14 protein-coding genes are annotated in these 18,124 nt (G+C 72.3%); 12 read left to right on the top strand and 2 right to left on the bottom strand.

Features of this window, described 5'->3' with window-relative positions; genetic code table 11:
* Positions 1 to 65: 65 nt before the first annotated feature.
* From I601_RS18275 to I601_RS18255, 5 genes are all read left to right on the top strand, one after another.
* Positions 66 to 4,430: a carboxypeptidase regulatory-like domain-containing protein gene (locus I601_RS18275; RefSeq protein ID WP_068112942.1), complete on the top strand. Its 4,365-nt coding sequence runs from the start codon at positions 66 to 68 to the stop codon at positions 4,428 to 4,430.
* A gap of 78 nt (positions 4,431 to 4,508) precedes the next feature.
* Positions 4,509 to 4,868, top strand: a complete 360-nt coding sequence (hisI, locus tag I601_RS18270; RefSeq protein ID WP_068112939.1) for a phosphoribosyl-AMP cyclohydrolase — start codon at positions 4,509 to 4,511, stop codon at positions 4,866 to 4,868.
* On the top strand, positions 4,861 to 5,547 hold the full coding sequence (locus tag I601_RS18265; protein WP_068112936.1) for a Trp biosynthesis-associated membrane protein: 687 nt from the start codon (positions 4,861 to 4,863) through the stop codon (positions 5,545 to 5,547). The genes hisI and I601_RS18265 overlap by 8 nt, the downstream gene beginning before the upstream one ends.
* A 38-nt stretch (positions 5,548 to 5,585) precedes the next feature.
* Entirely contained in the window at positions 5,586 to 5,789 is a 204-nt protein-coding gene (locus tag I601_RS18260; protein ID WP_068112933.1) for an HGxxPAAW family protein, read from the top strand.
* Positions 5,790 to 5,802: 13 nt separating this feature from the next.
* Positions 5,803 to 6,234 (top strand): DUF2752 domain-containing protein, encoded by a 432-nt coding sequence (locus I601_RS18255; RefSeq protein ID WP_068112930.1) that lies wholly within the window; start codon positions 5,803 to 5,805, stop codon positions 6,232 to 6,234.
* A gap of 17 nt (positions 6,235 to 6,251) precedes the next feature.
* Here I601_RS18255 and I601_RS18250 read toward each other — a convergent pair whose 3' ends face one another.
* On the bottom strand, positions 6,252 to 6,716 hold the full coding sequence (locus tag I601_RS18250; RefSeq protein ID WP_218917695.1) for a DUF2752 domain-containing protein: 465 nt from the start codon (positions 6,714 to 6,716) through the stop codon (positions 6,252 to 6,254).
* Positions 6,700 to 7,026, bottom strand: coding sequence for a CD225/dispanin family protein (locus I601_RS18245; RefSeq protein ID WP_068112927.1), 327 nt, complete (start codon positions 7,024 to 7,026; stop codon positions 6,700 to 6,702). The genes I601_RS18250 and I601_RS18245 overlap by 17 nt, the downstream gene beginning before the upstream one ends.
* A 343-nt stretch (positions 7,027 to 7,369) precedes the next feature.
* Between I601_RS18245 and trpC the strand changes: the two genes are divergently transcribed.
* The 7 genes from trpC (at position 7,370) to I601_RS18210 (ending at position 18,042) form a co-directional block, all read left to right on the top strand.
* On the top strand, positions 7,370 to 8,152 hold the full coding sequence (trpC, locus tag I601_RS18240) for an indole-3-glycerol phosphate synthase TrpC (RefSeq protein WP_068112923.1): 783 nt from the start codon (positions 7,370 to 7,372) through the stop codon (positions 8,150 to 8,152).
* Positions 8,149 to 9,429 carry a tryptophan synthase subunit beta gene (gene trpB, locus I601_RS18235; protein WP_068112920.1) on the top strand — a complete coding sequence of 427 codons (1,281 nt, stop codon included), beginning with the start codon at positions 8,149 to 8,151 and terminating at the stop codon, positions 9,427 to 9,429. The genes trpC and trpB overlap by 4 nt, the downstream gene beginning before the upstream one ends.
* Positions 9,426 to 10,241: a tryptophan synthase subunit alpha gene (gene trpA / locus I601_RS18230; RefSeq protein ID WP_068112917.1), complete on the top strand. Its 816-nt coding sequence runs from the start codon at positions 9,426 to 9,428 to the stop codon at positions 10,239 to 10,241. Before trpB ends, trpA begins: the two co-directional genes overlap by 4 nt.
* Before the next feature lie 100 nt (positions 10,242 to 10,341).
* On the top strand, positions 10,342 to 10,929 hold the full coding sequence (locus I601_RS18225) for an SCO family protein (RefSeq protein WP_237089466.1): 588 nt from the start codon (positions 10,342 to 10,344) through the stop codon (positions 10,927 to 10,929).
* Positions 10,930 to 10,931: 2 nt separating this feature from the next.
* Positions 10,932 to 11,819 carry a prolipoprotein diacylglyceryl transferase gene (lgt, locus tag I601_RS18220; protein ID WP_068112914.1) on the top strand — a complete coding sequence of 296 codons (888 nt, stop codon included), beginning with the start codon at positions 10,932 to 10,934 and terminating at the stop codon, positions 11,817 to 11,819.
* Positions 11,820 to 12,023: 204 nt separating this feature from the next.
* Entirely contained in the window at positions 12,024 to 16,583 is a 4,560-nt protein-coding gene (gene gltB / locus I601_RS18215) for a glutamate synthase large subunit (RefSeq protein WP_068112912.1), read from the top strand.
* On the top strand, positions 16,576 to 18,042 hold the full coding sequence (locus I601_RS18210) for a glutamate synthase subunit beta (RefSeq protein ID WP_068112909.1): 1,467 nt from the start codon (positions 16,576 to 16,578) through the stop codon (positions 18,040 to 18,042). Before gltB ends, I601_RS18210 begins: the two co-directional genes overlap by 8 nt.
* Positions 18,043 to 18,124 lie beyond the last annotated feature (82 nt).

Genomic DNA, 18,124 nt, shown 5'->3' with positions numbered 1-18,124 from the left:
TCCCCCACCTGGAGAGGTGTTCCATGCCCTCGCTCACGTCCCGCCACCCCGCTCGAAGGCTCTCCTTGCCCTTCCTGCTCCTCACCGTCATCGCCTTGGTGGTGGGCACGTTCTCGGTGCCGGCCTTCGCGGCCGAGGTCACCGTCGCCGGGAAGGTCCTCGGCCGCGACGGTGCGCCGTTGCAGGGTGTGACCGTCCAGCTCGGCGAGAAGGCCGGCCCGTCGTTCGACCCGCTCGTCAACGCCGCAAGCACCACTGACGTGAACGGGGCGTGGTCGGCGACGGTGAACGACGCCGCGAAGGACGAGTACCTCGTGCGCTACACGGCACCGGGGTACGACGTGGCCTACTACAAGGCCGGCGCGGACGCGACCACCAACCTGGACGAGGCGAGCAGGGTCGCGATCACCGGCGGGCGGACCGGGCTCACCAACAAGCTGACCCGGGGCAGCGCCGAGATCAGCGGCATCGTGAGCCGCAAGGGCAGCCTCGAGGGCGACAAGCTCTCGGCAGTCACGGTCACGCTGACCCCGTCCACCGGATCGGGATCGGTCCAGGGGTCGGCCACCACCGACGCCCAGGGCGCCTACAAGATCGACGACGTGCTGCCGGGCAGCTACACCGTGACCTTCGGCAAGAGCGGCTACCGGACGTCCTACTTCCGCTCCGCCTCGGAGAGCACGCCCGACAGGGCTGCGGCCACGTCGGTCGTCCTCGCTGACAAGCAGACCCGCACCGACGTGCACGGCTTCGTGACCGACCTCCAGCGCTCGCAGATGGGCGGCATCGTCACCACGCAGAGCGGCGTGCCGATCGAGAACGCTGACATCCGGGTCTACACGCGGCGCAAGGCCGACGGCGACACCGGAGCGATCACGGACACCCAGGTCGATGCCGACGGGAACCAGACCACGGCGGTCAGCGACGCCACCGGGACCGACGGGCGCTGGATGGTGGACCAGGTCTTCGGCTCCTACATCGTCCAGGTCCGGGCGCCGGCCTTCGGCACCTACTACTTCGACAACGGCTCGATGACCACGGACGGCTCGAAGGCGGCCGAGATCAAGATCGAGGAGGGGGTCGTCCGTCGCCTCGACGCCAAGCTCGGCAACGCCAGCACCACGACCATCACTGGCACCGTCGACACCCTGAACGGGACGACCACGCAGCCGGTTCAGGGCGTGACCGTCTCCGTGGAGACCGGCACCACCGACGCCTCGGGCAAGCCCGTGTGGACCGAGGTCCAGACGACGCAGGCCAAGACGCGGGCCGACGGCTCCTACACCGCGAACGTGCCGCCGGTGGACAGCGCCCAGTACGTCGTGGGCTTCCACGCCCCGGGCTTCGAGACGCAGTACTTCAGTGCCAAGGCCACCCAGGCCACCGCCGACAAGGTGCAGGCCACGTTCGTGACGCCCAAGACCGGCGTCGACGCCACGCTCAAGCGCGTCGCCCAGGTCATCGGCACGGTGCGGGACAACGCCGGCAACCCGTTGCAGGGTGTCGACGTCACGCCGGTCGTCTACGCGAGGGCCACGAAGGAGTGGGTCGCCAAGCCGTCGTACGCCGGCCAGGCCATCACCGACAAGGCGGGCCGGTACGCAGTCACCGTTGAGAACGCGGGTCTCGAGAAGCCGTTCCGCCTGCAGTTCAGCAAGCCGGGTCGCGAGCCCCGGTGGTTCCCGGCGGCCACCGTGGCCGACGAGGGCCAGAACCTCTCCGTCGCCGAGCACGAGGTGCTGAGCGGTCGCGACGCGACGCTGCCGACGCTGGCGGTCCTCGCGGGCTCGCTCACCGAGGCCGACGGCTCGACGTACACCCAGGGCGGCAAGGTCACCCTGCTGCGCAAGGTCTCTTACACCGAGAACGGCGAGCAGGGCGGCCCGGCCCACACCGAGTGGCGCCCGGTCGCCGAGCAGACCCTCACGGCCGGCGGCTTCTCCGTCTCGGTGCCCAGCGGCAGCTACCGGCTGCTGGCCACCCTCACGAACGCCAACCAGGGCTTCCTGCCGGGTCTGGTCGGTCTCGACCAGGCCCCCGACGTCACGCTCGCCCCTGAGCAGAGCCTGACGGTCCAGAAGTACGCGCTGCCGAGCGTCTCGGCCATCCGGGGCAAGGTCACGACCACGACCGGGGCACCGGCGCGCGACAAGACCGTCACCGCGCACTACCGCTACGTCAAGGACATCCAGGACGGCGCGCCGGTCCTGAGCGGCTGGCTGAAGCCGACCGACGCGCTGACCGCCAGCGACGGGTCCTACGAGCTCAAGGCTCGCGGGCGCACCTACCGAGTGGGTGTCGACCAGGGCACGAGCAAGGGCTTCTACACCGTCGACGGGCTCTCCACCGACACCGTGGAGGACGCCGACGACATCGCTTTGGGGACCAGCGCCGTGACCGGTATCGACTTCGGCCTGACCGATGGCACACCCGTCAACCTGGCGGCGCCGTGGATCGCCGGGCAGGCCGTCGAGGGCGGCAAGCTCACGGCCAGGCCGGGCACCTGGTCGGCAGCGGACGTCACCTACGCCTACCAGTGGTTCCACTCCGACAACGCCACCAGCGGTTTCCAGCCCATCGGCGGCGCCACGCAGGAGACGTTCACGATCCCCAGCCGCTCGCCGCTGCCCATCATGGGCGACTTCACGCCGAAGCACTACAAGGTGCAGGTGACGGCGATCCGATCCACCGGCGAGATCAGCGAGGCGGCCAACAGCAAGCCCACCGGCAAGTCGCAGGCCTCGCCGTTCTACGCGCCGGCCGACCCGAAGACCGAGAACCGCCAGGACCCGCAGGTCACCGGCCGGGCGGCCGTGGGGGAGACCCTGACCGGCACCACCGGTGAGTGGAGCAAGGGCGGCACCTTCGAGCTGCAGTGGCTCGCCGACGGTCAGGCGATCGCGGGCGCCACGGCCAGCACCCTGGTGCTCACCGCGGCCCAGCTGGGCAAGCAGATCTCGCTCAAGGTGACCGAGACGACCAACGACCCCGACTCCGTGGTCGTCTCGGCCGCCACGGTGAAGGTCGTGCGAGGCACGCTGCGCGCCACCACGCTGCCCAGCGTCAAGGGGCAGCCGTTCATCGGCAAGCCGCTCACCGCGGACCCGGGCACCTGGAACGCCGCCAACCCGTCGTTCACCTACCAGTGGCTCGCGGCCGGCCAGGTCCTGCCCGGCGCCACCGGAACGACGTACACGCCCACCGCTGCCGACGAGGGCAAGGTCATCGCCGTCCGGGTGGGCGCCAGCGTCCCCCAGGGCTCCGACCCGGGCACCGCCACCTCCGAGGCGACCTCCCCGGTCGCAGCGGACCCGACGACCGTCTCGAACCGCACCGCGCCCCGGATCACCGGGACCCCGCGGGTCGGCGAGACCCTGTCGACCACGGACGGCACCTGGACCAACGAGCCGACCTCGTTCGCCTACCAGTGGCTGGCCGACGGCGTCGCGATCGCCGGTGCCACCCGGTCGACGCAGCAGCTGAGCGACGCCGAGACCGGCAAGAGGATCACCGTGCGGGTCACCGCGAGCAAGGCTGGTCTGACGTCCGGGACCGCGACGTCGGCTCCCACGGAGGCCGTGACCACCGGTCCGATCACCAACAAGACCCTGCCGGTCATCTCGGGCACCGCGGCTCCGGGCGGCACGCTGCGCTCCAGCACGGGCACCTGGGACCCGAGCACCGGGTTGACGTTCAGCTACCAGTGGCGCGCTGACGGGGCCCCGATCGCGGGCGCCACGTCGCCGAGCATCGTGGTGACCGAGAGCATGGCCGGCAAGGCCGTCGCGGTCGCCGTCACCGCCACCCGGGGCGCCGAGAGCGTCACCGCTGTCTCGCTGTCGCGCACCATCGACACCCAGGCGGTCGAGCCGGTCGGTGTCACGACCGGACCGACGGTCGCCGGGCGTCCCGTCGTCGGCCAGGAGCTGGTCGTCGACACCGGGGTCACCGACCCCGCGGGCGCCACCCGCGCCGTGCAGTGGTTGCGCGATGCGCAGGTGATCCCGGGTGCCATCGGCACCCGCTACCTCCTGACCTCCGCTGACCAGGGTGCCAGGATCTCGGCCCGGGTCACCTACTCGCAGGAGGGCCGCGGCGACGCGACCCGCACCACCACCGCGGTGGGACCGGTGGGCGCCGCCGTGCCGGCCGGCAAGGAGAAGCCGCGGGTCAAGGTGGCCAAGAAGACCAAGGGCAGCAAGCTGGTCCTCAAGGTCCGGGTCCAGGCCGACCGGGTCAGCCCGGTCCCCGGCAAGGTCACCCTGAAGGAGAACCGGAAGACCCTGGCCGCCAGGACGCTCACCGACGGCAGCACGAAGCTGGTCGTGCGCGGTCTGAGCAAGGGCTTCCACACCGTCCGGGTGAAGTTCACCAGCGGCTCCGACGAGATCCGCAACGGCAAGAAGACGGTCAGCTTCCGCATCCGCTGAGCCACCACCGCCCCCCACCGTCCGCCCCGCGTCGTTCCCCGGCGCGGGGCGGTCCGGTGCCCGGGGGATGATGGGCCCATGACCGACGAGCTCGACCCCGCCCTCGCCGCCCGGCTCAAGCGCACCGCCGACGGGCTGGTCCCGGCCATCGCCCAGCAGCACGACACCGGTGAGGTGCTGATGCTCGGCTGGATGGACGACGCCGCCCTGGCCCGCACCCTGAGCACCGGCCGCGCGACGTACTGGTCGCGCAGCCGCCGGGAGTACTGGGTCAAGGGCGACACGTCCGGGCACGTCCAGCACGTCGTCGACGTACGCCTGGACTGCGACGGCGACACCATCCTCGTCAAGGTCGACCAGGTCGGCGCCGCCTGCCACACGGGTGAGCGGACGTGCTTCGACGCCGACCAGCTCACCACCGGACCCGCTCGTGGCTGAGCCGTCCCGCGGTCGGCGCACGTTCGCGCCCGTGGTCCTGGTCGGGCTCGCGGCCGGCACGCTGGTCGCGGTCGCCGGCACCCGACCCGGCGTCGACGTCGACGCGGACCCCGGCTCGGGGGTCACGGCCGCGGTCGGGCTCACCGGCCCCCAGGCCGCCTACGACATGCCGCTGGTCACCTCGCTGGCCCTGGTCGCGCTGGCCGTGTGGGGCGTGGTGCTCGTCAGTCGCGGCCTCGTGCGACGCCTGGTCGCCGGGCTCGGCGTGCTCGCCTCGCTGGGGGCGCTGGTCGCCGCGGTGGTGGCCGGGCTGAGCCTGCCCGACGACCTGCGGACGGCCCTCGACCAGGTGGGCGCGGGGGAGACGGCGGTCTCGCGCACCGGCTGGTACGCCGCCGGTGTGGTCGGGGCGCTGGTGCTGCTGCTCGCGGCGCTGGCGTCGGTGCGGCTGGTGCCGCAGTGGCCCGAGATGGGCAGCCGCTACGACGCTCCCACGGGTGGGGTGACGGTCGGTGCCGCGGCGGTCCGGCCGGTGGCCGAGCAGAGCAACCTGGACCTGTGGCGGGCCCTGGACGAGGGGCACGACCCGACCGACGTCCCCGAGGAGACCTCGGGCACGGACGGCGGTGACGACGCGGGCGCAGACCGGAGTGGGAGCGACCCCAGCACCCCACTATGATGGCGGCGACGAGCCCGCGTACCCCGAGGAGCAGCAGCATGTCGAACAACCACGGCAACACCCCCGCAGCCTGGACCGCGGTGGTCGTGGGACTTCTCGGGTTCGTGGTCAGCAGCGTCGGGCTGCTCTTCAGCCCGATCAGCTACCCGATCTTCTGGGTCGGCGTGGCCATCGTGGCCGCGGCCGGCGTCGTCTTCGTCGTGATGGCCAAGATGGGCCTGCACGCGGAGTCCGGGCACTGAGCCACCCCCGGCCGTGACCGCCTGGGCGCCGCCCCGTCCCGCTCCGCAGACGCGGAGCGAGCGGCTGCGGGCGCCGACGGTCACCATCGCCGGGCTCGCGCTGCTCACGCTGGCGCTGCGCCTGCGCGACCCGCACGTGGGGGGCAGCTGGGGCCTGTGCCCGAGCGCGGCGCTGGGTTTCTGGTGCCCGGGGTGCGGCGGGCTGCGCGCCGTCAACGACCTGACGCACGGCGACGTGGGGGCAGCGGCCTCCAGCAACCTGCTGCTGGTGCTGCTGATCCCCGTCGCGGTCGTCCTGCTCGCGCGCTGGTGGGTACGCCGCTGGCGCGGCGTACCGGCGAGCGGCGGGGGACCCGTGGTCGCGGCCTCGGTCGCGGTGGCCGTGGCGGCGTTCGTGTTCATGGTCCTGCGCAACACCGCGCTGGTGCCCTGGCTGGCTCCCTGAGGCACGCCTGGGTGCACCTAGGCGGGGGAGAGGAAGTCCCAGCCGGGGAGGTTGCGCAGCACCCAGAAGGCGAGCACGCCGACGAGCAGGCCCCAGATCCAGCGGGCCGGGATCGACGTGGGCGACCACGTGGTCAGCCCGGCGAGCCGTCGCCCCCACTGCACGTAGGCCAGCACCACGAAGGGGATCGCGAGCAGCAGCAGCGGGTTGCGCGAGAGCGCTCCGAGCAGGTCGCCGTGCGCCATCGAGTTGAGGGTGCGCAGGCTGCCGCAGCCGGGGCAGTAGAGGTCGGTGACGGCCAGGAACGGGCACGTGGGGTAGTGGCCCGGCTCGTGCGGATCCACGGCGGCGACCACGGCGACCGCCCCGAGCCCCAGCAGCCCGGTGGCCAGGAAGGGCAGCCAGGCGCGTCCCGGCGCCCGCGGGGGGGCCGGGACGCGCTCGACGTGCTCGTCGAGCAGGTGCTCAGGACGAGCCGGCACCGGCGCCCATCGCGATGACGACGAAGACGATGTAGAGGACGGCCCCGACGACACCGGCCACCGCCGACCAGATCGCGAACTTCTTGGCCTTCTCGGCCGACTCGACGGCGCCGGCCTGGTCGCCGGCCTGCCACTTGCCGTTGACCTGCGCGGCGAACACGATCGAGACCACGCCCAGGGGCAGGCAGCAGAACAGCGTGGTCAGGATCGCCCAGACCAGGTTGTTCGCAGGCGGGTTGCCGGGCTGCTGGCCGCCGTAGGCGGGCGTGCCGTACTGCGGGGGCGGGGGAGGCGGCTCGGAGTAGCTCATGAGACTCCTTGGAGAGGTCCCGCGGGCGCGGCTCGCCCGGCGGGTCGGTGCTCGGGAACCTACCGCCGCCCGGCCCCGGCGCGCCCGCGACGCGCCCGAAGGTAAAGAGCCCACCGCCGAGCAGTCACTTTTGCACCACCCACCAGTCACTTCCGCACCACCGAGAGGTCACCGACGTACACAGCGGTGGCGGCCTGTGACTGGTCGGAGGTGCACAGGTGACTGCTCGGTGGTGCAGAAGTGACCGCTCGTGCGTCGGGGGTCCACCCAGGACTCCGGGAGCGGGGCGTGACCGGCCTCGTGACAGACTCACAGCGTCCCTCTCCCTGTCCCAGGAGTACCCGTGTCCGTCCTCGACGACATCGTCGCCGGCGTGCGGGTCGACCTCGCTGAGCGGCAGGCCGGCACGTCGTTGAACGACCTGCGGGCCGCCCTCGCCGACGTCGACGCGCCGCGTGATCCGATGCCCCACCTGCGCGCCCCCGGCTCGAGCGTCATCGCCGAGGTCAAGCGCCGCAGCCCCAGCAAGGGCGCGCTCGCCGACATCCCCGACCCGGCGGTCCTGGCCGGCGAGTACGCCGCCGGCGGCGCCGCCGCGATCAGCGTGCTGACCGAGCAGCGCCGCTTCGGCGGGTCGCTGGCCGACCTGCGGGCGGTGCGGGCGGCCGTCGACGTACCGCTGCTGCGCAAGGACTTCATCGTCACCGACTACCAGCTGTGGGAGGCCCGCGCCGCCGGCGCCGACCTGGCGCTGCTGATCGTGGCCGCGCTCGACGACGACGAGCTGCGCCGCCTGCACGACCTGGCCGGCGAGCTGGGCCTGACCGCGCTGGTCGAGGTCCACGACGAGGCCGAGACCGAGCGGGCCCTGGCGCTGGGCGCGCCGCTGGTCGGCGTCAACGCCCGCAACCTCAAGACCCTCGAGATCGACCAGTCCACCTTCGCCCGGCTCGCGCCGCAGCTGCCCGACGACGTGGTCAAGGTCGCCGAGTCCGGCGTCTTCGGCCCCGACGACGTGCGACGCCACGTGGGCGAGGGCGCCCGGGCGGTGCTGGTCGGCGAGGCGCTGGTCAAGGACGGCGACCCCCGGGCCGCCGTCGCGAGCATGACAGGAGTCCAGGCATGAACACCCCCAGCAGCCCCGTCCCCACCCCGTCGGGTCGCTACGACGCCGACGCGCAGGGCTGGTTCGGCGGGGCCGAGGAGGGCTGGGGCGGGCGCTTCATGCCCGAGGCCCTGATCGCCGCCCTCGACGAGCTCACCGTGGCCTGGCAGGGCGCGATGGCCGACCCCGCGTTCATGCACGAGTTCGACACGGTGCTGCGCGAGTACGCCGGTCTGCCCAGCCCGCTGTTCCACGCCACCCGGCTCAGCGAGCAGGCCGGCTGCCGGGTGCTGCTCAAGCGCGAAGACCTCAACCACACCGGCGCCCACAAGATCCGCAACGTGCTCGGCCAGGCGCTGCTGACCAAGCGGATGGGCAAGACCCGCGTCATCGCGGAGACCGGCGCCGGCCAGCACGGCGTCGCGAGCGCGACCGCGGCCGCCTACTTCGGCCTGGACTGCACCGTCTACATGGGCGCGGTCGACACCCGCCGCCAGGCGCTCAACGTGGCCCGGATGCACCTGCTCGGCGCGAAGGTCGTGCCGGTCGAGTCGGGCAGCGCCACCCTCAAGGACGCCATCAACGAGGCCATGCGCGACTGGGTCGCCAGCGTCGACCACACGGCCTACCTCTTCGGGACCGCGGCCGGACCGCACCCCTTCCCGAGCCTGGTGCGCGACTTCACCCGCGGCATCGGCGACGAGGCCCGGGCCCAGTGCCTGGAGCGCTACGGCGTGCTGCCCGACGCGATCGCGGCCTGCGTGGGCGGCGGTTCCAACGCGATCGGGCTGTTCACCGCCTTCCTCGACGACGAGGACGTCGCGATCTACGGCTTCGAGCCCGGGGGTGAGGGCGTCGACACCCCGCGCCACGCGGCGACCATCCACGCCGCCGACCGCGGTGTGCTGCACGGCGCGCGCACCTACGTGCTGCAGGACGCCGACGGACAGACCCTCGAGTCGCACTCGATCAGCGCGGGCCTGGACTACCCGGGGGTGGGGCCGCAGCACGCGCACCTCGCGGCCATCGGCCGGGCGGCGTACCTGCCCGTCACCGACGACGAGGCGATGCAGGCCATGGCGCTGCTGAGCCGGACCGAGGGCATCATCCCGGCCATCGAGTCCGCCCACGCCATCGCCGGCGGGATGCGGGTCGCCGAGCGACTCGCCGTCGAGAAGGGCCCCGAGGCCACCGTGCTGATCAACCTCTCGGGCCGCGGCGACAAGGACATGGGCACCGCCATCGAGTACTTCGGCCTCGCCGATCCCGACCAGGTCACCGAGGAGCCGATCGGATGAGCACCGTGCGCGCCGCGTTCGAGAAGACCCGTGCCGAGGGCCGTGCCGCCCTGGTCGGCTACTTCCCGGCCGGCTTCCCCGACGTGCAGGGCGGCATCGACGCGATGCTGACGATGGTCGAGGCCGGGTGCGACATCATCGAGGTCGGCCTGCCCTACTCCGACCCGGTGATGGACGGTCCCACCATCCAGCGCGCCGCGCAGCAGGCCCTCGAGGGCGGCATCCGCACCGACGACGTGTTCCGCACCGTCGAGGCCGTGGCCGCCACCGGCACGCCGACCGTCGTGATGACCTACTGGAACCCCGTCGAGCGCTACGGCGTCGAACGCTTCGCCGCCGCGCTGGCCGAGGCCGGGGGAGCGGGCCTGATCACCCCTGACCTCACGCCGGACTTCGCGCCGGAGTGGATCGCCGCCGCCGACCGCCACGACCTCGACAAGATCTTCCTGGTCGCGCCGTCCTCCACGCCCGAGCGGGTCGACCTGACCGTGCAGGCCAGCCGCGGGTTCGTCTACGCCACCGCCGTGATGGGGGTGACCGGCGCTCGCGAGACCAGCAGCAGCCTCGGGGCGCCCCTGGTGGCCCGCACCAAGTCCGCGGTCGCGGCGCTGGGCCTCGACCTGCCGGTCGGCGTCGGGCTCGGTGTCAGCAACGGCGACCAGGCCGCCGAGGTCGCGTCGTACGCCGACGCGGTGATCGTCGGCTCCGCCTTCGTGCGCACCCTGCTCGACCACCCCGACGACCGCGCCGCCGGGCTCGCTGCCCTGCGCGCGCTCACCCACGACCTCGCGGAGGGCGTCCGACGTGCCTGACCTGACACATCGACCCGGGGCCCGACGACCCGGGGCCCGACGACCCGGGGCCCGACGACCCGGGGCCCGCCGACCCGGGGCCCGCCGACTCGGGGCCCCCGTGCTGCTCGCGGCCGCGATGCTCCTCAGCGCCTGCGGCGGCGGGGACGACGCGGCCGCCGGCGAGCTGAGCGCCCAGGTCGTCGAGCCGCCCTTCGAGGTGGCCCCGACGCCGCTCACCGACACCGACGGGGAGCCGTTCTCCCTGACGGAGGACACCGACGCCCGGCTGACGCTGGTCTTCTTCGGCTACACCCGCTGCCCCGACATCTGCCCCGCGGTGCTGACCAACCTCGCCAGCGCGATGACCCGCCTCGACGAGGCCGACCGGGAGCAGCTGGACGTGGTCTTCGTGACCAGCGACCCGCGCCGCGACGACGCCGAGGCGATGCGCTCCTACCTCGACCGCATCGACCCCGACTTCATCGGCCTCACCGGCGACCTCGACGACATCGTCGAGGTCGGGGACTCCATCGCCATCGGGGTCACCGACGGGACCAAGCTGCCGAGCGGCGGCTTCGACCCCAACACCCACAGCACCCAGGTGGTCGCCATCGACAGCAGCGACAACGCGCCGCTGTACTGGAGCCAGGAGACCTCGTCGGCCCAGTTCGCCGACGACATCCACACCCTGCTGGCGAGGAGCTGAGCATGAGCATGACTGCCTGGTCGGTGCTGCCGATGTCGATCCCGAGCCCCTCGCAGGGCATCTGGTACCTCGGGCCGCTGCCGCTGCGCGGCTACGCCCTGTGCATCATCGCGGGCATCATCGCCGCGATCTGGATCGGCGAGAAGCGCTGGGTGGCGCGGGGCGGGCGGGCCGGCGACATCCAGGACCTCGCGATCTGGGCGGTGCCCTTCGGGCTCGTCGGCGCGCGCGCCTACCACGTGGCCACCGACGCGGGCCGGTACTTCGGCGACGACGGCGACCCCTGGCAGGCGCTGTACCTGTGGAAGGGCGGCCTGGGCATCTGGGGCGGGATCGCCCTGGGCGCCGTCGGCGTGATCATCGGCGCCCGGCTCAAGGGCATCAGGCTGCTGCCGGTGCTCGACGCGATGGCCCCGGGCGTGCTGGTCGCACAGGCCCTGGGCCGGTGGGGCAACTGGTTCAACCAGGAGCTCTACGGACGCCCGACCGACCTGCCGTGGGGCCTGGAGATCGACCCGTCGCACTGGCCCCCCGGGCGCAGCTTCGAGGTCGGGACCACCTTCCACCCCACGTTCCTGTACGAGTCGCTGTGGGGCCTGGGCGCCTTCGCGGTGCTGATCTGGGCCGACCGCCGCTTCCGGCTCGGGCACGGCCAGGTGCTGGCGGCGTACGTCGCGCTCTACACACTGGGTCGCGGCTGGATCGAGACGCTGCGCATCGACGACGTCGAGCTCTCCGACGTGGGTGGGCTGCGCTTCAACGTCTGGACCTCGATCGTGCTCTTCGTCGTCGCGGTCGCCTTCCTGGTCTGGTCGCGCCGGCGGCACCGCGAGCGCGAGGAGCAGGTCTACGAGCCGGGCCGCGAGCCGGTGGCCGAGCCGGGCGCCTGAGCGCTCCGGAGGCCGGCTGTCCTCTCACCGGTGACCGGCAGGCGTCGTCCTGCGTCGACACCCCTCGACCGGTGATAACCTGACCCCTCGCGTGGGCCAATGTCGTCCCCTGCTTGAACTCAAGTTCCGCTCCACCGCAGTCGCCGGTCCCGGACCAGCTCGACCAGGGTTCCTCCCCGGCGGCGACGACGACGGGAGAACCCGGTGCCCTACCAGCACGCATTCCCGCCGCCCCAAGGTCTCTACGATCCCGCCCACGAGCACGATGCGTGTGGTGTGGCTTTCGTCGCGACCCTGACCGGCGTCGCCAGCCACGACATCGTGGCCCAGGCCCTCACCGCCCTGCGCAACCTCGAGCACCGCGGTGCCGCGGGTGCCGAGCCGGACTCCGGCGACGGCGCCGGCATCCTGATGCAGGTGCCCGACGCCTTCCTGCGCGAGGTCACCGCCGAGCTCGGCTTCGACCTCCCGCCGCAGCGGGCGTACGCCGTCGGCACCGCGTTCCTGCCCGGTGACGACGAGCAGGTGGTCGCCACGGTCGCCCGGATCGAGCAGATCGCCGCCGAGGAGGGCCTCGCCGTGCTGGGCTGGCGCGAGGTGCCGATCGACCCCAGCGTGCTGGGGACCACCGCGCTCGGCGTGATGCCGACGTTCCGCCAGGTCTTCGTGGCCGGCGCGACGCAGCGGGTGACCGGCATGCGGCTGGAGCGGATGGCCTTCTGCCTGCGCAAGCGCGCCGAGCGCGAGTCCGACGTCTACTTCCCGTCGCTGTCGGCGCGGACGCTGGCCTACAAGGGCATGCTCACCACCGAGCAGCTGGACCAGTTCTACCCCGACCTGGTCGACGAGCGGGTCGCCTCGGCGCTGGCCGTGGTCCACTCGCGGTTCTCGACCAACACCTTCCCGAGCTGGCCGCTCTCGCACCCGTTCCGCTACATCGCCCACAACGGTGAGATCAACACCGTCATGGGCAACCGCAACTGGATGCGGGCCCGCGAGGCGCTGCTGGGCTCGGACCTGATCCCCGGCGACCTCGAGCGGCTCTTCCCGGTCGTGACCTCCGGCGCCTCGGACTCCGCGTCGTTCGACGAGGTCCTCGAGCTGCTGCACATGGGTGGGCGCTCGCTGCCGCACTCGGTGCTGATGATGATCCCCGAGGCGTGGGAGAACCACACCGAGATGGACGCGGCCCGTCGCGCCTTCTACGAGTTCCACGCCAGCATGATGGAGCCCTGGGACGGCCCCGCCTGCGTGGTCTTCACCGACGGCGACCAGATCGGCGCGGTCCTCGACCGCAACGGCCTGCGCCCGGCGCGCTACTGGGTCACCGACGAGGGTCTCGTCGTGCTGGCCTCCGAGGTGGGCGTGCTCGACCTCGACCCCGCCTCGATCGTGCGCAAGGGCCGGCTCCAGCCGGGCCGGATGTTCCTCATCGACACCGAGGAGCACCGGATCATCGAGGACGAGGAGGTCAAGGCCGGGCTCGCCGACGAGCACCCGTACCAGGAGTGGCTGCACGCCGGCCAGATCCACCTCGACGACATCCCCGACCGTGAGCACATCGTGCACACCCACGCCAGCGTCACCCGGCGCCAGCAGGTCTTCGGCTACACCGAGGAGGAGCTGCGCGTCATCGTGACGCCGATGGCCAACACCGGGGCCGAGCCGATCGGCTCGATGGGCACCGACACCCCCATCGCCGCGCTCTCGGAGAAGCCGCGGCTGCTCTTCGACTACTTCGCACAGCTCTTCGCGCAGGTCACGAACCCGCCGCTGGACGCGATCCGCGAGGAGCTCGTCACCTCGCTCAACGGCACCATCGGTCCCGAGTCGAACCTGCTCGAGCCGACGCCGGCGGCCTGCCGCCAGGTGGTGCTGCCGTTCCCGGTGATCTCCAACGACGACCTGGCCAAGATCCGCCACATCAACCGTGACGGCGACATGCCCGGCTTCATCACCCACGTCTCCCGCGGCCTGTACGACGTCGCGGGCGGCGGCGCCGCGCTGGCCGCCCGCCTCGACGAGGTGTGCCAGGAGGTCAGCTCCGCGATCGCCGAGGGTGCGCGCATCATCGTGCTCTCCGACCGGCACTCGACCGCCGACCTGGCGCCGATCCCGTCGCTGCTGATGACCGCCGCGGTGCACCACCACCTGGTGCGCGAGAAGACCCGCACCCAGGTCGGTCTGCTGGTCGAGGCCGGCGACGTGCGCGAGACCCACCACGTGGCGCTGCTAGTGGGCTACGGCGCGGCCGCGGTCAACCCCTACCTGGCCATGGAGTCCGCCGAGGACCTGGCCCGCCAGGGCTACTACGTCACCACCGAGCCCGAGCAGGCCGTGGCCAACCTGGTCAAGGCGCTGGGCAAGGGGGTGCTGAAGGTGATGTCCAAGATGGGCGTCTCCACCGTGGCCTCCTACACCGGGGCGCAGATCTTCGAGGCGCTCGGGCTGTCGCAGTCGGTCGTCGACCGGTACTTCACCGGCACGGTCTCCAAGCTCGGCGGCATCGAGCTCGACACCATCGCCGAGGAGGTCGCGCGCCGGCACCGCACGGCGTACCCCCGAGGTGGCGTCCAGGCCGCGCACCGCGAGCTGGAGATCGGCGGCGAGTACCAGTGGCGTCGTGAGGGCGAGCCGCACCTCTTCGACCCCGAGACCGTCTTCCGCCTGCAGCACGCCACCCGCAGCGGGCGCTACGACGTCTTCAAGCAGTACACCCAGCGCGTGGACGAGCAGTCCGAGCGGCTGATGACGCTGCGCGGGCTCTTCCGCTTCAAGGACGCCGCCGAGAGCGGTCGCGGTCCGGTGCCGATCGAGGAGGTCGAGCCGGTCTCCGAGATCGTCAAGCGCTTCTCGACCGGGGCCATGTCCTACGGCTCGATCAGCCAGGAGGCGCACGAGACGCTGGCCATCGCCATGAACCGGCTCGGCGCCAAGTCCAACACCGGGGAGGGCGGCGAGGACGCCGAGCGTCTCTACGACCCCGAGCGCCGCAGCGCCATCAAGCAGGTCGCCAGCGGCCGGTTCGGCGTGACGTCGGAGTACCTCACCCACGCCGACGACATCCAGATCAAGATGGCCCAGGGCGCCAAGCCCGGCGAGGGCGGCCAGCTGCCGGGGCACAAGGTCTACCCGTGGGTGGCCAAGACCCGGCACAGCACCCCGGGCGTGGGCCTGATCAGCCCGCCGCCGCACCACGACATCTACTCGATCGAGGACCTGGCGCAGCTGATCCACGACCTCAAGAACGCCAACCCGAGCGCCCGCGTGCACGTCAAGCTGGTCTCCGAGGTCGGCATCGGCACGGTCGCGGCAGGGGTGTCCAAGGCGCACGCCGACGTGGTGCTCGTCTCCGGGCACGACGGCGGCACCGGCGCCTCGCCGCTGACCTCGCTCAAGCACGCCGGCGGCCCCTGGGAGCTCGGCCTGGCCGAGACCCAGCAGACCCTGCTGCTCAACGGCCTGCGCGACCGGATCGTGGTGCAGACCGACGGCCAGCTCAAGACCGGCCGTGACGTCGTCATCGCAGCGCTCCTCGGCGCCGAGGAGTACGGCTTCGCCACCGCGCCGCTGGTGGTCTCGGGCTGCATCATGATGCGCGTGTGCCACCTGGACACCTGTCCGGTGGGCGTCGCGACGCAGAACCCGGTGCTGCGCGAGCGGTTCTCGGGCAAGGCCGACTACATCGTCAACTTCTTCACCTACATCGCCCAGGAGGTCCGCGAGCTGCTCGCCGAGCTCGGCTTCCGCAGCATCAACGAGGCCGTCGGCCAGGCCGGTGCGCTCGACGTGGAGTCGGCCGTGGGGCACTGGAAGGCCGCGGGTCTCGACCTGAGCCCGATCCTGCACGTGCCGGACGGCTCGGCCTTCCCCGACCAGGACTCGCGCTGCACCAAGTCGCAGGACCACGGTCTCGAGAAGTCGCTCGACGTGACCGAGCTGGTGCCGCTGGCCCAGCCGGCGCTCGAGCACGGCGAACCGGTGCGCGCCCAGGTCGCGGTGCGCAACGTGCACCGCACGGTGGGCACGATCCTGGGTCACGAGGTCACCAAGCGGTACGGCGGCGAAGGGCTGCCGGACGGCACCATCGACCTCACCTTCCTCGGCTCGGCCGGGCAGTCGTTCGGTGCGTTCGTGCCGCGCGGCCTCACCCTGCGCCTCGAGGGCGACGCCAACGACTACGTCGGCAAGGGCCTCTCGGGCGGGCGCATCGTGGTCCGTCCGGACCGCGCGGCGACCTTCCGGGCCGCCGAGCAGATCATCGCCGGCAACACGATCGCGTACGGCGCCACCTCGGGCGAGATCTTCGTGCGGGGCGGGGTCGGCGAGCGCTGCTGCGTGCGCAACTCCGGCGCGCGCGTGGTGACCGAGGGCGTCGGCGACCACGCCGCGGAGTACATGACCGGCGGCCGCCTGGTCGTGCTCGGCCGCACCGGTCGCAACGTCGCGGCCGGCATGTCCGGCGGCATCGCCTGGGTGCTCGACCTGCAGGAGTCGCGGGTCAACGGCGAGCTCGTCGAGCTGGCGCCCGTCGTCGGCGAGGCGGCTGCCGAGCTCGAGGACCTGGTGCGACGCCACCTGGAGGAGACCGGCTCGGACGTCGCCGAGGAGCTGCTGGCCGACTGGGAGCAGTCCCTGGCCCGCTTCACCGAGGTCATGCCGCGCGACTTCCGCATCTCCCTGGAGGCCAAGGCGAAGGCCGAGGCCGACGGGCTCGACGAGAACCAGACCGCACACGCGATGATGGAGGCGCTCCATGGCTGACCCCAAGGGCTTTCTGAAGGACGGCCGCGAGGTCGCCACCCGCCGCCCGGTCGAGGAGCGGGTGGAGGACTGGAACGAGGTCTACCCCGACGGGATCGGCCGCGCGCTGCTGCCGATCATCACCCCGCAGGCCGGACGCTGCATGGACTGCGGCATCCCGTTCTGCCACCAGGGCTGCCCGCTGGGCAACATCATCCCCGAGTGGAACGACCTGGTCTGGCGCGACGACTGGGAGGGTGCCATCGAGCGGTTGCACGCGACCAACAACTTCCCGGAGTTCACCGGTCGCCTGTGCCCGGCCCCCTGCGAGACCGCCTGCGTGCTCGGCATCAACCAGGACCCGGTGACCATCAAGAACGTCGAGGTCTCGATCATCGACCGGGCCTGGGAGTCCGGCACCGTCCGGCCCCAGCCGCCGGAGTGGCTCTCGGGCCGCACGGTGGCGGTCGTCGGCTCCGGCCCCGCCGGGCTGGCCGCGGCCCAGCAGCTGACCCGCGCCGGCCACACCGTCGCGGTCTACGAGCGGGCCGACAAGATCGGCGGGCTGCTGCGCTACGGCATCCCCGAGTTCAAGATGGAGAAGAAGCACCTGGACCGGCGCCTGGACCAGATGCGTCGCGAGGGCACCGTCTTCCGCGCCGGCGTCGACGTCGGCGGGACCCTCACCGGCGACAAGCTCGCCGACCGGTACGACGCCGTCGTGCTGGCCACCGGCTCCACCGTGGCGCGTGACCTCGAGGTGGAGGGGCGGGAGCTGTCCGGCATCCACCAGGCCATGGACTTCCTGCCCCAGGCCAACCGGGTCGCGCTCGGTGAGAGCGTCGAGGACCAGGTCGTCGCCGAGGGCAAGCACGTGGTGATCATCGGCGGTGGCGACACCGGCGCCGACTGCCTCGGCACCTCGACGCGCCAGAAGGCCGCCTCGATCACGCAGCTCGAGATCATGCCCGAGCCGCCCGGCACCCGGCCCGAGGGCCAGCCCTGGCCGACGTACCCGATGACCTTCCGGGTCTCCTCGGCCCACGAGGAGGCGGGGGAGCGGGTCTACGGCGTGTCCACGAAGCGGTTCGTCGGCGACGACGACGGCCACGTGCGCGCGCTCGAGCTGGTCGACGTCACCTTCGAGGACGGGCGTCTGCAGGAGGTCGAGGGCAGCAGCCGCGAGATCCCCGCCGACCTCGTGCTCTTCGCGATGGGCTTCACCGGACCGGAGAAGGAGGGGCTGGTCGAGCAGCTCGAGCTGGACCTCGACGAGCGCGGCAACGTGCAGCGGGACGCGTCCTACGCCTCGTCGCGCCCGGGCGTCTTCGTGGCCGGCGACTGCGGTCGCGGGCAGTCGCTCATCGTGTGGGCGATCGCCGAGGGCCGAGCCGCCGCGTCGTACGTCGACGCCTTCCTGACGGGGGAGACGGCGCTGCCGGCACCCGTCAAGCCGACCGATCGTCCGCTGACGGTCTGACGCATCCCGGGCCCGGTCGGTCCGCCTCACGGCGGCCGGCCGGGCCCGCGGCGTTTGATCGTTCCAACGTCCCGGTAGGGTG

This window comes from Nocardioides dokdonensis FR1436 (assembly GCF_001653335.1).
GTDB classification, from domain to species: Bacteria; Actinomycetota; Actinomycetes; order Propionibacteriales; family Nocardioidaceae; genus Nocardioides; species Nocardioides dokdonensis.
Note: the sequence above shows the minus strand (reverse complement) of the source record. Positions and strands in the feature narration are given on the sequence as shown.